Origin of the sequence: Endozoicomonas sp. G2_2, from assembly GCF_017744135.1 — a bacterium.
GTDB lineage: Bacteria > Pseudomonadota > Gammaproteobacteria > Nevskiales > Salinisphaeraceae > Salinisphaera.
Window position 1 is genome coordinate 65,146 of sequence record NZ_JAGHQU010000011.1, and the last position, 13,165, is coordinate 78,310.

The following is a 13,165-nucleotide window of genomic DNA, read 5'->3' on the forward strand; positions in this document are numbered from 1 at the left end:
TCAGTTACCTGGGAATGCCGCCTGCTGACGCATCACGCGACGGGCTCGATCATGATCCTGGATCGCGGTGTAGCAGTCGTAGGCATAATCGAGCATCAGCTGCTGTTCCGCCCGCTTGCACCGCCAAAGCGCATAGGTCGGGTTCCGGATAAGGGTGCGCGCGACGTAGACCGCTGACGGTCCGTCGCCCATTTCCCAGTAGACCTCCGCCAGGGTGCGCGCGAAGTCGTCATATCCCTCCGGGGGATGACCAGGATCCGACAGTTCCAGGCTGGGTATGGCATCGAGTCGTTCGACGCGGCTGAACACCGCGGCGCGCAGGTAGGTCAGCGCGAGATCATATTCACCGATACTGTAGAGTTCGGTGCCGTAGAGACCGGCCTGATGCCGTGTCATCAGTTCTGTTTTCGCCTGAGCGCCAGTACAGACGCTGGCGACAACAAGTGCGGCTGCAATCGATAGCTTTTTCATGGTCATGCGCCTCGCATGAGATGCACTGGCACGCCGGCATCCTTGTTGAGAAAAATGAGCCCGTCAGAGCGGGGCTTGATCTGCTCCAGCTCACCAGCCTTGATCATCAGTCGCCGACACGTTTCAGCGAGCTTGTCGCGGTCGATCGGCAAAATGAGTTTGGTCGCAAGGCTGCTCATGATCTCGCCATTGAGATGACCCAGGTGCTGGACGCCGAGCAGCAACCCCATGCCGTATTTGCGCCCTTCGGTCGCGATCCGGTTGATCGGTGCGAGAACGTCCTTGCCGGTCTGCACGGCCAGCTTGGACTCATCCAGCGCGAGCATTAGCCACGGAACAGGCGGATTCAGGTTGCGTGTGAACCGTTGAGCAATCGAAAACGTCCTTTTCAACATCAGGTGAATCAGAGACATCATGTGCCTCTGGGAGACGTTCGACAGATCGATGATGTTGACGCGGCCTGGCTTTATCTTGAGACGGTCATCGTCGAACAGCGTCGAATCGATCATGTTGGTGATGATCGACTCCAGGATGGCGATGCGCCGCGGATTACGTTCGGTGTCCATGTCGCTATAGCCGTCTATAGCATCCTGAAACATGCCGCTGGCGCGGTGCCGTACGATTTCTTCGAGATCGGATAGCTCGAGTGCAGAGCCGGGCCTAGCTTCGAGCATGTGTTGCCAGTCGCTCGGAACCTTCATCTCGCGGCCGCTCTGGATCTTCCTGGCGAGTTTGCTCGCTCTGCGAAAGTCCTTGAAGAACGGCGATGTCACACCGGCGCGTAACGCGGCCAGCTGCTCTCGGATGTAATCCCGGAACGCGGACCAAGGCCCGATACGCTCGTTATCCCATGTCGACTTCTCCAGCATGTCGACGCCACAGCGCTCGAGGAACCCGCAGAGCAGCCAACGCAGATCAGCCACCTGCATATCACCCAGACTGGGCTTGAGCAGGCGCACGACCTCGATCGCATCCTCAATCGCGCTATAGGGGCCGCCGGCATCGGCGTTGGAATGGAGCTGCAGCGGGTTGATCTGAGCTTGCGTATCGCCGTAGCGAAACACCATGCGCTCGACGTAGGCCTCCTCAATGCCTGACGTGCCCCCGGCCTGATCGCCCTGGGTATCGAGTGCGATCACCGTGATGCCGCGCTTTACATACTCCTCGATCAGGAACGATAGAGCTGTGGTCTTGCCACTGCCCGAAGCGCCTACCAAACCGAGGTTGAAGTTCATGGCCTTCGCCAGGGGCAACTCGAAGGCCGCACCTGAAAACGACGTGCCCAGCCGTATCGGCGTATGGGCTGAAAGCGGGTTCAACTCAGAAACGCTAGCTGGATTTGCCATTCGACTTCCACCAATGGATATAGGCACATTGCTCTCGGATGGCCTCTGGAACTTTGGTGTCGTCGACAATGCCCACTGGCCGAAGGCAGCGCGGGCACTTGATAGGCTCACGTGCGAGGTTGTCGGCTTCGGTGGGCTTGAGCACCCAGAAGCCGCTGTCGCCCTTACAAGAGCACCGGGCCGGCTGACCGTTTGAGACAAGGCGAAGCGGCCGCGCATCGAACATCGATATGAGGTCGCCGTGTTCCTTGATCGGCTGTTGCGTTAGAGACTGATGGCGCGCGATGTAGACGTTGTCGTGCCGGTTATGGGGCTTCTCATTAGCAGCGACGCAGCGCGCCTTGGTCCATGCATGCGCCATTTCGTGCGGCACGATCTGACGTATGAACGCACCCGGGTTCTGGATCAAAAAGAGGTGGTTGAAGAACAGCTTCACCCAGCCTGTGGCCTGCCCATTCTCGATCGCCTTGAACTGGCTTACGTCCGAGCTGGAAACCTCGCTCTGTCGCATCACGAACGACACGCTCAGGCCTGCCCGCTCTATCGGCCATTTATGCCGCGCCACCAACCGACGTAGTTCGCACTCGACTTCCTCTTCGAAGGGGTGCGAGGTCGGGATCAGAATATCGAATTCACCTTCCATACCCCTATCAAAGGGGGTGGCTGCGAAGCGATCCGGTCAGTTGGCCCGATGTTGACGGCCACGACCAGACCGAAGCGCTCGAGCGCAGACCACGGCCGGGTCACGCAGCTGCCAGTCGATGGCCGGGCGAACCCGGTAGACAGTTCCCCCGCGCTGACGGCGATCGTTCTTCGCAAGGATCTCGACCATGCCTGCGGCTTCCATATCGGCCAGGGCGCGGTCGATCGATTTGATGTTCACATCAGGGCAGATCGTCCGGGCGTCCGAACGATTGAAGCCGGCCTCTGCAGCCAACCCATGCACGAGACTCGCGATGACACGAAGACGTGCATAGCGTTGGATCCCCACGCGATCACGGATCTCTGTTTCGATGGCCTCGATGTCGCTGTCCAGGAGCGCCAACAAGGAGGTATCTTGCTCAGCGGTATTCATTGCCCTACCCCCGCTGCTGCTCAGAGGGTGCGGCCCGGCCGGTCGCGCTGAGCATTTGCCACAGGCAGGTATCCGACAACTCGGCATAGAGAGGCTTGAGCATGGCGATTGCCATGTATTGGACCGTCCAGGCGATCCCGCTGTCGAAACCGATTTTCAGGGTGTCGCTCCCCTTTTGGGCGACGAGCACCCAGGCATTCGGCGGTTTGCTCTGCGGATTGTAGTGGATCGAGATCTGCTTCGGACTCGCTCCGGGCCGCTTGATTGTCTTGTGGAACGACGAGCGCGACCCACGCAGTACGGCAATCAGCTCTGCCATGTCCTCGGGATCCAACTCCAGTGCAATCGCATCGTGGCCAGTCCGGCGGGCCTCTACGCGCAGGCAGCGCTTGAAGTTATCGCCGGAGCCCCGCTCATAAATTGCGAAGCCGCCGCGGCAACCGCTTCCGAAGAAGAATTTCGACTGTATGTATTGGCCGCGAGGATCAGGCATTTCGGAACACTGATGGTGGTCTCAGGAGAACTCTGTATCGCGTTATCGTCCCGGCACCAAATCGACAGGCCTGCGTAACAGACACCGCGAGAGCGAGCGAGCATTATCGCACCTCCACCAAGCGCGGCTAATGGCAAGACTGAGCGCTTCTTATCTTCAAACAAACTGGCCCTCGGAATTATTTATTGGACTTGTTTTTTTTCGTTGGGCCAAATCCTTTTTCATTGCGGATGTGCTCAGGCCGAGCCCGAGTACTGCCCTTTCGAGAAAGGCTTTCGCCCGCCCAAGTTCGTCGGGCGACACCAGCCTATCGAGGCTAATATTGGGGTGTGCGATGCCGAACTCTGGGTCGAGATCCGACAGCTGCTTCACAAAGTGGTCAGCACGTGAGAGTAAAGCCAGCGTCTCATGATCGATGTCACGTAGGTAAGACCATAAATTGACAGATCGTTCGTGGGTTTTTGTGGCTCGTCGAGCAATGAAAAGCATCATGTCTCGGCCAGACTCAGACCACACTATTGTGGCGTCCTGTTCTAGAAAATTGTCGCCAAGCCACTCGGAAGTGACTGCCCGTCGAGCGTCGTCTACCAGGTCACGAAGCTCAGAGAATTCTTTTCGGAGCAGAAAAGCGCAATTTGATTCGGCCTGCGATTTATCCAGTCGCGATAGATAAACTGCCGCGGTAATCGACAGGGTTGCCCCGATGATGGCACCGATTACATTCGCCGCTGAACCCCCTGCACCCTCAGCTACGAAGGGCGTCATGAATAGTGCGCCGAAGATCGCGCCAGCACTCATGATCAGAAGACGACTCAGGCTGAGATTACGAAGTTCGGAAATAGCTCGCATTTAACATCCCCTCTAGTGCTTATTTTGGATCGTCTCCCGAAGACTCCCACGATCTCGCAAACCAGGTCGAATCACCATCGGGGGCTTACGAAATCCCAGACAAAAAAAGGGGCGGATCATCGAAATGATCACGCCCCCTTTCGAAGCCCAACATGGTTAGGCTCGAGCACTAGAGAGAAGCCGGAGTGGATCCACTGTTTCCTGCGGGTCCGGCTCGAATTCGAATCCCGCGTCCATCAAAGGCTCGCGGTCGACGTACATCGCCTTGTAGGCGTGCCACGCCGCATCGTCCGCATAGAGTTCGCTCACGTGGACCCGCTCGCCGTACATAACCCGGCGCTCGGGCAACTCCGTGAAATACCCAATCCCCGGCAGTGTCTTGAAGCGTTCGTTGTACTGACGAATCGCTGAGACAAGGACGTGACGCGGGGTATGCGAATCGAAGATAAGGGGCATGTCGCGATCGCGGATCGGGTTGTGATTCGCCGCACGTGCCGTGTTCTGTTCAATGTTCATTGCCTACTCCTGGGTGATCAATCTGATGTGACGGGCCGGACCCATCCCCCAGGACTCGCGCGCGAGCCCTCGAAGATGGGCCCGAACCCGCCTGTGAACACACAGGAGGGCCGGGCTGTTTAGCCTGTTAGAACAGGCTGATGATGCTGACAGCGACACCCAGGGCGCCGATGACGCCGAGGACTACGCTGAGCGCACCCATTCGAATTCCCATACGAACAACCGGTTGATCGTGGTGCCAATACCACATGAACACTTCCGATTTGCTCGCTCGGGTGACATTCAGATCAGTTTCCTCATCGGCTGACACGCCCAGTTCACGAGCAGCGTCGTAATCCAGGCCAATGCAGTCGTTGGTGAAGCCTTTCACGCCACCGCCAAGTCCCAACGCGAAGCGAAGAACCTTGGGGCCGGTCGGATCGTTGCGATGCGAAACCATCACGGGTTCGCGACGCTTGATTCCTTCCTGGCGCATGATCTTGTTCGGCAATCGAACGATCGGATCGCCGAAACGATAGTCATCCTTGGGGAGCGGCCGTACAGCCTTTGCGTTGAACATCTCGATCTCCTTTACGTGGTGAAACCGGGATGCACGCGCCTGCCTGTGGGCGACGAGCGCCCGGTAGGCAGTGTGGTTGGATCAGGCGGCCATCGACATTGCTGTCGGGGTCGCTTGAACGCGGGTCAGCGGATTCTTCGTAAAGAAACGCAGATCCTCTTGAGTAGCTTCGACAGCCTTGTCGAACGAACAGCGCACGTGACGCGTGGAACGCATCTCGTTGTGCTCGTACCGCGTGATGAGAACACCGCTTTCGCAGGATTCCACAACGAAGTGAACAAAGGTCTTGGACGAAGCAATGGTCCGTGTCGTCATGATCGATCTCCATGAGAAACCGGGACACGACACCCATGGGGCAGAAGTGACCCGTGGGGTGAGGTGTCCTGAATCCGTTAAAGGGCGCCGTGAGGAGCCATCAACGAAAAAGACACGGTAGAAACAAACTGCTAGTGCTCAGTCAGTCTGTTCTTGTGGTCGACGTAGAAACGTCTGTTGAATACCTGAGAGGCAAGAATCTACAGCTTGGACAAGCAAACCGGATCAATGCATCAAGGCGATTTAGTAGTACATCAGATTGAACTGACCGGAGTAGGTCAGCGCACGAAAGAGTTCTGGAATGACCAGAGGGACTCGATCGCACTACTTCATATGGCAGAAGTGGGCCGTTGAAAACCTGATCGATCAGCCCGCGTGGCAGACGGATGGATCAGGCCTTCGCAAAAGGAAGGGACCGGCACGCCGGCCTCGCTTTCGCGAGACCGGCTGCCGCCGTAATTACGGCTCATAGGGACCATCTTCGTAGAGGAACCCATGAAGTCGTTGCCGTAGCCGTTGCGGGAGATATTCCCGCGTTTTGGTTCCGACACTGCGAACCCAGAAATCGATCAGCTTCGGCGTGAGCGATTCATCAGACTGCACATACAGGCTGATGACGCACTCTTGCGGATACCAATCGATGACGTACCAGCACTTTCCTTCGTCAGGCGTGGGTGCATCCACATGCACTTCGTCCTGACCCTGGTGCGTCGACTGAGTCGGCATTTTGCACAGCGCGTAAAACTCGACACGCTGCTCATCGGACATCGGGCACACCGCCGGCGCACCTGAGTTCTTGAAGAAGAACTGCTCGTCCGCTTCCATGAGTTCGGCCATACGTGGACCGACTCGATGGTTCTTATCGACGATTGCCGCTGCCTCGTCATTACGATTGAGACCACTGCGATCACCTTGGGCATCAGCTTTGCGGCGGCGCCGAAGCGTCTCCCCGCGCCGATCCCAGGCGAACACATCCATCTGCTCGTGACGCTTACACAGCATCTCGAACGCGTCTTGCACATCGATGGCACTGTTGCCACGCGACGATGAAGACACGACCCGACTGCGATTCGTCATCCCATAGGACTTCTGGCCCATGGGCCAGTCCAGCTTCCGGCACAGCCAGCTGAAGCTGACCTGCACCTTCTTATCGAACAGTTCGATAATGGACTGGATTTCCTTTTCGACTCGCGTGGGTAGATGGCCGCCTTCGAACTGGGTCGCCAAACGCTGACGGGCGATGCCCGCATGCCAGCTTGTGCGACCCACACCGAACACGAACGGTTCGTAAGGCAGGAACTCGGTCTTGGTGTGTAGATAGACGAAGAAACCGAAGGCGATGTCGACGTCCCACTTGGTGTTCGCATTGAACGCTTGCACCTCATGGATCGGCCAACCGAACGTACGAGACAGATTCGCTGCTTCGACGGTCGGACGCTGACGAAACATCCTGCGCATCAGCACGATTTCTCGTTCACGCCCTACCGGCACGCTCCCGAGCTCGTTCTGAATCGCCTCACGTGCATCGTCAGCCATCCAGTCCGGCCGAGGCCGACCGTGAATTTCGGCGATACGCGCTTTGGTTTCGGCCTTCGTGGCTTCCGGGATGCTATCCCCGAAGAGTCCGGCCTGAGTCATTTCGAACTGCTGTTCGATGAAGTCAATGGTGGTTGCTTTGGACATGGTCCTGCTCCTGATAAAAGGAGCGCGCACCACCCCACCGAGGGATGACACGCACCCCTGGGTGGTAGCCCGTCTGTGACGGGTCGAATTGACGCTGGCTCAGACCAGCTTGTAGTTCGGGTTGTAGCTGCTACGGGCGGTCGGATCGACCACCCGCAGCTTGCGAACCCTTGAGATTCGCGGGTTACGAAGCAACGAGATCGCGCCGAAGACGCAAGCTCGTGGATCCACGGTTTCCGAATGGCACCCGTGGCGATGGACTCTGAGAACCTGGCCGGTGGCCGGGTCATATGCGAATCCAACTACCTCCGTGCGATTGCCTACCGGTCCGCACGGCACACGGCCGTAAGCAAAGATCGATTGGCAGGCACGCTTGTAGCCCAGCTTCGAGAGTTCAGATAGCACTGGCATCAGTCCAACTCCTTGAAGGGGTCGAACGACACCGAAGCCGTCATACTCACGAATTGCAGATCCGTTGCGACGGACTGCTCGTTGTGCAGCAGCGTATCCATGGCTTCACAGACACCAGCCACCGGAGGCAAAGCCTCCACATCGTGGCTCCATTCCGTGACGCGGTAGACGCGGTTGGTCACCCAGTCGAAGGCAAAGCCAACGGTTTCGTATTCGCCCGTGGGCTCGTACGTGGGCTCACCGTTCGCGGTGAGGACTTCACCCATGATCGGAACATTGCCGTAGGCAAAGATCCGACGAAGGGCTTCGCTGTGCGACATATCAATACTTAACAGACCCATAACGCTCTCCAGATAAATAAGGAGCGCGCACCACCCCCTTCGGGGCGATACACGCCCCGGGGGGTGGTCCTGCTTCGATCGGCCCTAGAAGGACAGATCGAATGCAGGCATGGTGGCCTTGGGCTTCTTGTTTGAAGCTGCAGGCTGGGTGACAGGTACTTCGGTCGCCACGGGTTCTTCCGCTACCGTTTCGGTAGCTTCATCCGCGGTCGCCTCGACCTGATTGTTGGACAAGTCGCCCTCTTCCGAGGCCGTGTCCGTCACTTCTTCCGACTCGTTGACCTGCTCTGCCGGTATCTCTGCGTCGCCATCGGCCAGCGCGTTGATCCCATCGAGATCATCAGTCTCGTCGTCGGTGCTGACAGCCAGCAAAGGCTTGTCATGTTCGACATGACGTACCAACCCTTCCTGATCCGCGAGTGCCTCGACGATCCGGACGAAATTGGTGTAGTCATTGCCCGTAAGCGGGCCGTCGGTGGGCAACACATCGAGTGCATCCTCGACCACATTGGCCAGGGATGCCGCACGAGTATCGATAAAGGCCAGCTTGCGAATTTTCGCCTGCAGATCGCGAATTGCTGTCACGGTCCGCTGGCGAGCCTTGCGCTCACCGGTCTCATGGCGACGCTCATCGATCCTCTGCAGCTGGACGTAGGCGTCCTTGGCCACTTCGGAAATGAGCTTGCCGAACAGGCCGCCTCTCAACGAGACGAGACCAGCCTGCAGCAGTGCCTGCTCATCCGCATTGAAGTTCGAAACAGGCTCTACTTGAAAGGCCTGCATATCGAACGAAATGCGTTCTTCGATCTGTTGCGCTGTCGGTGCGATACGGCGGACCGCATCGATGATCTTGTCGGCCGAGGACCACCCCGCGAGATCGCGGCGCAGCTTATCCTCCGAATCCGCCAGGAGCTGCTCGTACCTTCCGAGAAAATCCTTTTTGACGAAGTCGTAGTCCGACTTGATCTCGTCGAGTTTACGAACACAGGCCACCGCCTCGGTCGTCGACACCAGATAACCGATTTCGGTATTCAGGCTGCGACCGTGGAGGAACTGACGTGCCCGCTTCTCGAGCTTCTTGAACTCGCTCAAGGCGCCATCCGGCAGGTAGTTCTGCCGCAGGAACGCGTTGACGTGATCCGGGAGCGCGGACAGATCGATATCGATCTCGTCGCGTGCGATTTCCCGCGAAGAGGTGATCTTGCGGGCCTGGAAGTTCACGACGACCATCGGCTGGTCGTATTCGAGCTTGGTTACATGACTCATGGATATCTCCTTGTTTCCATCGTTTGAGATGGGGAGACACCACCCCCGTTGGGGATGGTGCACATCCCCAGAGGGTTGAGTTGAGTTAAAAGGCCAGCGGACTGGCTGATTGATGTTGCCTGCCATCCGTTACCGGATTGGTGAGCAATGTGGATGGGCCGAGCAGCTTTGCCTCACGCAAGCGTGCGACCAGCTGATCGATCCCATCGTTACTAAGGCCGACCGTATCGGTAAGGGGTGTCCCCACCCGACGAGGCCGAATCATTTTTCCGTCACCTACCATCATCTCGACAGCGTCGAAACGCCGTGCCATGAGTGCGAGAACTATTCGCAGCACATAGCGTTCAAGATCCGTCGTACGCAACAAAGTTGTCGGACCCTCGCAGCGAATGCATTGAGAACCCACCTGTTTTGGTGCGTTATCGCCCTCCTCGTCCGTGCTCCGGACCGCGAATCTGCGGCCCTGGACACGAAACGCGAGAACGCCTTCCCAGGTATCCAAGCCCACACCACGGTCCTTCCAAACCCCGAGAATCGGGGCCAGTTGGTCGTGGATTAGGGCAAGGCTGGTCGTTTCAATCGTCGGCAATCGAATGAAGACGGAGTCCTCGACCGACGACCCGCCCTCGAGCTGCGAATGCAACTCTTGGGTCAGGGTCGTCGTTACGAAGCCACGATTGACACGTTCGGTGACGTGTTGCGTGTAAGCATCCATCGCCAGGTCTAGGGAGTCGAACGTCTCCTCTTCCAAGGAAACATTCGCGGGCAGCTCTTCGAAGAACTCCCCGTACCGCAACCTAGCGCCGGTCTGGCTGAGGTAGAAGAAGGCCGGGCCGGAGCCCGAGTCCTTCCTCAACAAGGCCCGCATTAGGAGCCGTCCTCATCAGTACCGAACACCAGCGACCAGTGACTTTCAGCTATGCCGCGATCCGCCGAACCGAGCTTATTGAAATAAGCGGGCCCGATGGCGTTGGCAAGGCTGTTGATCAACATGCTGTACTGGACGGTCTGTACCAGTTCCCGTGTTGCCATGGGATGCTCCATTTCGCCGGCCGCTGCCGACTCACGCGTTGCTGTGGCGAACTTAACCAGGCATTCGATGGCTTCCTCATCGATCCTGTCGTCCGGCACGAGCGACTTCAGAAGGTTTTCCTCCTCCGCCGCGGTCAGATAGTCCACGTTCTCGACCAACCAGCGGCTGTTCGTCGAACGTGAATGGACGTTGGAGGTGTTGTACGACCCGTTTTCATCCCCCCCACCGTTGGTGTTGGAGGTACCGATCACACAAAAGCCTTCCTGGGCAGTGATGTGCTCACCGGTCTCCGGGATGGTGTATCCCAGGCCATCGAGCACGTTATTAAGCGACAAGGCGACTGTCGCTGCCAGCGAGTCCCGTTCGTCAAGAACGAGCGGGATGCCCGTACGCATTGCGCGCAGGACGGGGCCATCGATATACACCGTATCGACCCCAGAGCCATCGGGCCCTCCCCGGACCCGTTCGTAACCGAACAGATCCGCCGCCTCGAGACCATCGTGGCAGCTTACGAACTCGTAAGCCTGATTGATTCGCTCGAGGAATTGCGGGATTTCGCGACTTTTGCCGCAGCCTGCCGGGCCAACGAAACTGACCGGCTGCTTTGTCATCAATCCGAACATCATCAGACGAACCAGGTGCTTGCGAAAGCGATGGTTCTCATCGATGGGCATACGATGTCCATGCTCGGGACGCTCGTCGTTTGCCATAGGCATCATGAAACGACCGGCCGGCATGCCTTCGAAACCGTTCAGAGTGCTGAGATCAAGTTGCTGTGCCATTTTCCATCTCCAGTTAAATGCTTGAGTAATTGAGAAAAACCCAAACGGGAGATGCACCTTCCCCGTCGGGGTTGGTGCAACCCCGCACGGGTGAAGTGATGCCTAGCTGGCGCGAGCCAGTAGACGTGGTGTGAGTTCATTCAGCAGCTGCGGTCCCAGATCCGAAAGATCGTTGACCACAACCGCATTCTTGAACACGTTATTGACGGCATCGCAACCGATACCAATGCCGAGCACGTCAGCCCCCGACGCGCGCAATTTCTGATCGACATCGCTCACCAACGTCCCGTTGTCCGGGGCGCCATCGGTGAGACAGATCATGATCTTGCGAGCTTCAGTTCGCTGCATAAGCCGCATGGCGGCTTCGTGCATCGATTCGCCGAGCGGGGTCGTCCCCGATACGGCTTGGTCGAGCCCCCCGAAGTACGAGCGGCATGCTTTGTAGGGTTCATCGAACCCTTTGACGATCCAGAAATCATCGCCGAAGGCCGAAGCCTCGAAAGCGATGCGGGCACGTGTGAGCGCCTCAGCCAGTGCGATAAGCACCGTCGACGCCATACGTTCCTCATTCCCGGACATGGACCCGGAAAGGTCCGTCACGATGCTCGCGCAGCTTTCGGGAACGTCAGCGATCTGCTGCCGACGATAAATCCGATCACTACCGACAAAGAGCCGGTGAACACGCGAGACATGCAGCCTTCCCCGCGTACCGGTCACTCGACGCGGCGTGCGGGCCTTGGCCATCAGACGGACGAGACGGTTGGCCATCACGTTGGTCACCCCGCTCGATTCTTGACGCAACATCTCGAATCGATCTAGGTCACCTTGGCCGGGCCGCCCCTTTCTGCCCGAAAACACACTAGAGCTATCCGCCGCGAGCCTATCGCCCGCCTTGGCATTCTCATCTGCGTTTTCTTCACTGACCTCTTCCAATGCACCGGTCGAATCGATCGGGTCTTGGTCGAGGTCTGGATCATCTTCATTGTCGAAAACAGACGGCGAAGGCCGTCCATCATCATCATTGCCGGCATCATCGTCACCGGCTTGAGGTGGTTGATCCCCTCCATCCGAGCTGTCATCCCCAGACGAATCATCGTCAGAGTCATCGTCACCCGACGAATCGGGGTCAGAGTCATCCTTCTCTTCTTCGTCCTGATTTTCCTGCTCGATCTCTCGGGCAAGGTCAAGGTAGTCCTGCGTGAGTTCGAACGCCTCAGCCGTCGAATCGACGACCGGCAGACGCTGAGCCAGCAGACCTTCCAACCGGCAAACGCCGTTCTCGCCCAGCGCCTCTACGAGGGCTGCACGATTGCCTTCCAGGTAGGAGAGCAGAACGTCGAAACCGTTGACATGAACGCTTCCCCAGAACAGGGGAAAACACAGCAGCGCATCCGTTGGTGAATCCGTTCCGGAGCGGATATGGCCCTTGCGGTCCATGATCTCCAAACTCCGGCACAGCCATCGGCGGGCGCCGCGGAACGCCTCAGTGAGGCGACGTTCGAGATAGACATCTTCGATGCTGTTATGAGTCTGCTTGAACAGCACAGTCTCGTGCCGCAAAACGGCATTCAGTCGATCGAAGTTCGTATGGAGGATGTGTCCGATCTCATGCAGCGAGTGTCCCCACAACATCGAGATCAGGTCATCATCGGCATTCAACGGCAGATTCCCCGTGTAGATGGTGTGACCATCCGTACGCGGGGGGCCGGTGAAGGCGATTTTCAGATCCGGTACCTGGCCCTTGACCAAACCGACAATGCCGGCGGCCACACCAGGTACGCTGCGCCTGAAACTCAGGCTCTGCTTCGAGGCGATCACTTTGCGGCCTCCCGACTCAGTGATACCTCCTGGGACACGCTCTTGATAACCGACGGATCGGTTTCCAGCTCGAACGTCAGCTCAATGACCCGACGTTGGGCGCGACTGCTGTCACGTCCGAAGAGCTCGACCACATCCCAGCGAACCAGGGCCATAGCCAGTGCAAGCCGCTTGAATGCGGCGGATTTCGTTACTTTCATGACTTCC

Annotated in this window: 17 protein-coding genes; all 17 read right to left on the bottom strand. The window is 58.0% G+C overall.

Translation table 11 applies throughout. The features are described 5' to 3' along the window. The gene (locus J7355_RS13440) at positions 1-471 is read right to left on the bottom strand and encodes a hypothetical protein (protein WP_209063534.1); all 471 of its coding nucleotides are present in this window, start codon (positions 469-471) and stop codon (positions 1-3) included. A gap of 2 nt (positions 472-473) precedes the next feature. Continuing rightward, positions 474-1,817 (bottom strand): DUF87 domain-containing protein, encoded by a 1,344-nt coding sequence (locus J7355_RS13445; RefSeq protein WP_209063536.1) that lies wholly within the window; start codon positions 1,815-1,817, stop codon positions 474-476. Next, positions 1,801-2,460 (bottom strand): hypothetical protein, encoded by a 660-nt coding sequence (locus tag J7355_RS13450; RefSeq protein WP_209063538.1) that lies wholly within the window; start codon positions 2,458-2,460, stop codon positions 1,801-1,803. Before J7355_RS13450 ends, J7355_RS13445 begins: the two co-directional genes overlap by 17 nt. Positions 2,461-2,496: 36 nt before the next feature. After that, positions 2,497-2,892: a hypothetical protein gene (locus tag J7355_RS13455; protein ID WP_209063541.1), complete on the bottom strand. Its 396-nt coding sequence runs from the start codon at positions 2,890-2,892 to the stop codon at positions 2,497-2,499. A gap of 4 nt (positions 2,893-2,896) precedes the next feature. Then, on the bottom strand, positions 2,897-3,385 hold the full coding sequence (locus tag J7355_RS13460) for a hypothetical protein (RefSeq protein WP_209063543.1): 489 nt from the start codon (positions 3,383-3,385) through the stop codon (positions 2,897-2,899). Between the two features lie 156 nt (positions 3,386-3,541). After that, a complete protein-coding gene (locus J7355_RS13465; protein WP_209063544.1) occupies positions 3,542-4,234 on the bottom strand; it encodes a hypothetical protein in 693 nt (230 codons plus the stop codon). 156 nt (positions 4,235-4,390) lie between these two features. Next, positions 4,391-4,750: a hypothetical protein gene (locus tag J7355_RS13470; protein WP_209063546.1), complete on the bottom strand. Its 360-nt coding sequence runs from the start codon at positions 4,748-4,750 to the stop codon at positions 4,391-4,393. Positions 4,751-4,877: 127 nt separating this feature from the next. Further along, entirely contained in the window at positions 4,878-5,309 is a 432-nt protein-coding gene (locus tag J7355_RS13475) for a hypothetical protein (RefSeq protein WP_209063548.1), read from the bottom strand. Between the two features lie 81 nt (positions 5,310-5,390). Beyond that, positions 5,391-5,624, bottom strand: coding sequence for a hypothetical protein (locus tag J7355_RS13480; protein ID WP_209063551.1), 234 nt, complete (start codon positions 5,622-5,624; stop codon positions 5,391-5,393). Positions 5,625-6,083: 459 nt separating this feature from the next. Then, the gene (locus J7355_RS13485) at positions 6,084-7,307 is read right to left on the bottom strand and encodes a hypothetical protein (protein WP_209063553.1); all 1,224 of its coding nucleotides are present in this window, start codon (positions 7,305-7,307) and stop codon (positions 6,084-6,086) included. Between the two features lie 99 nt (positions 7,308-7,406). Continuing rightward, positions 7,407-7,538, bottom strand: coding sequence for a hypothetical protein (locus tag J7355_RS17900; protein WP_280637618.1), 132 nt, complete (start codon positions 7,536-7,538; stop codon positions 7,407-7,409). Positions 7,539-7,717: 179 nt separating this feature from the next. After that, a complete protein-coding gene (locus J7355_RS13490) occupies positions 7,718-8,059 on the bottom strand; it encodes a hypothetical protein (RefSeq protein ID WP_209063555.1) in 342 nt (113 codons plus the stop codon). An 84-nt stretch (positions 8,060-8,143) separates the two neighbouring features. After that, entirely contained in the window at positions 8,144-9,325 is a 1,182-nt protein-coding gene (locus J7355_RS13495) for a DUF3150 domain-containing protein (RefSeq protein WP_209063557.1), read from the bottom strand. Between the two features lie 85 nt (positions 9,326-9,410). Beyond that, positions 9,411-10,193: a hypothetical protein gene (locus tag J7355_RS13500; RefSeq protein ID WP_209063559.1), complete on the bottom strand. Its 783-nt coding sequence runs from the start codon at positions 10,191-10,193 to the stop codon at positions 9,411-9,413. Continuing rightward, positions 10,193-11,140, bottom strand: coding sequence for a MoxR family ATPase (locus tag J7355_RS13505; protein ID WP_209063561.1), 948 nt, complete (start codon positions 11,138-11,140; stop codon positions 10,193-10,195). Before J7355_RS13505 ends, J7355_RS13500 begins: the two co-directional genes overlap by 1 nt. Positions 11,141-11,242: 102 nt before the next feature. Then, positions 11,243-12,958 carry a VWA domain-containing protein gene (locus J7355_RS18060; RefSeq protein ID WP_209063563.1) on the bottom strand — a complete coding sequence of 572 codons (1,716 nt, stop codon included), beginning with the start codon at positions 12,956-12,958 and terminating at the stop codon, positions 11,243-11,245. Beyond that, a complete protein-coding gene (locus tag J7355_RS13515; protein ID WP_209063565.1) occupies positions 12,955-13,158 on the bottom strand; it encodes a hypothetical protein in 204 nt (67 codons plus the stop codon). The genes J7355_RS18060 and J7355_RS13515 overlap by 4 nt, the downstream gene beginning before the upstream one ends. Positions 13,159-13,165 lie beyond the last annotated feature (7 nt).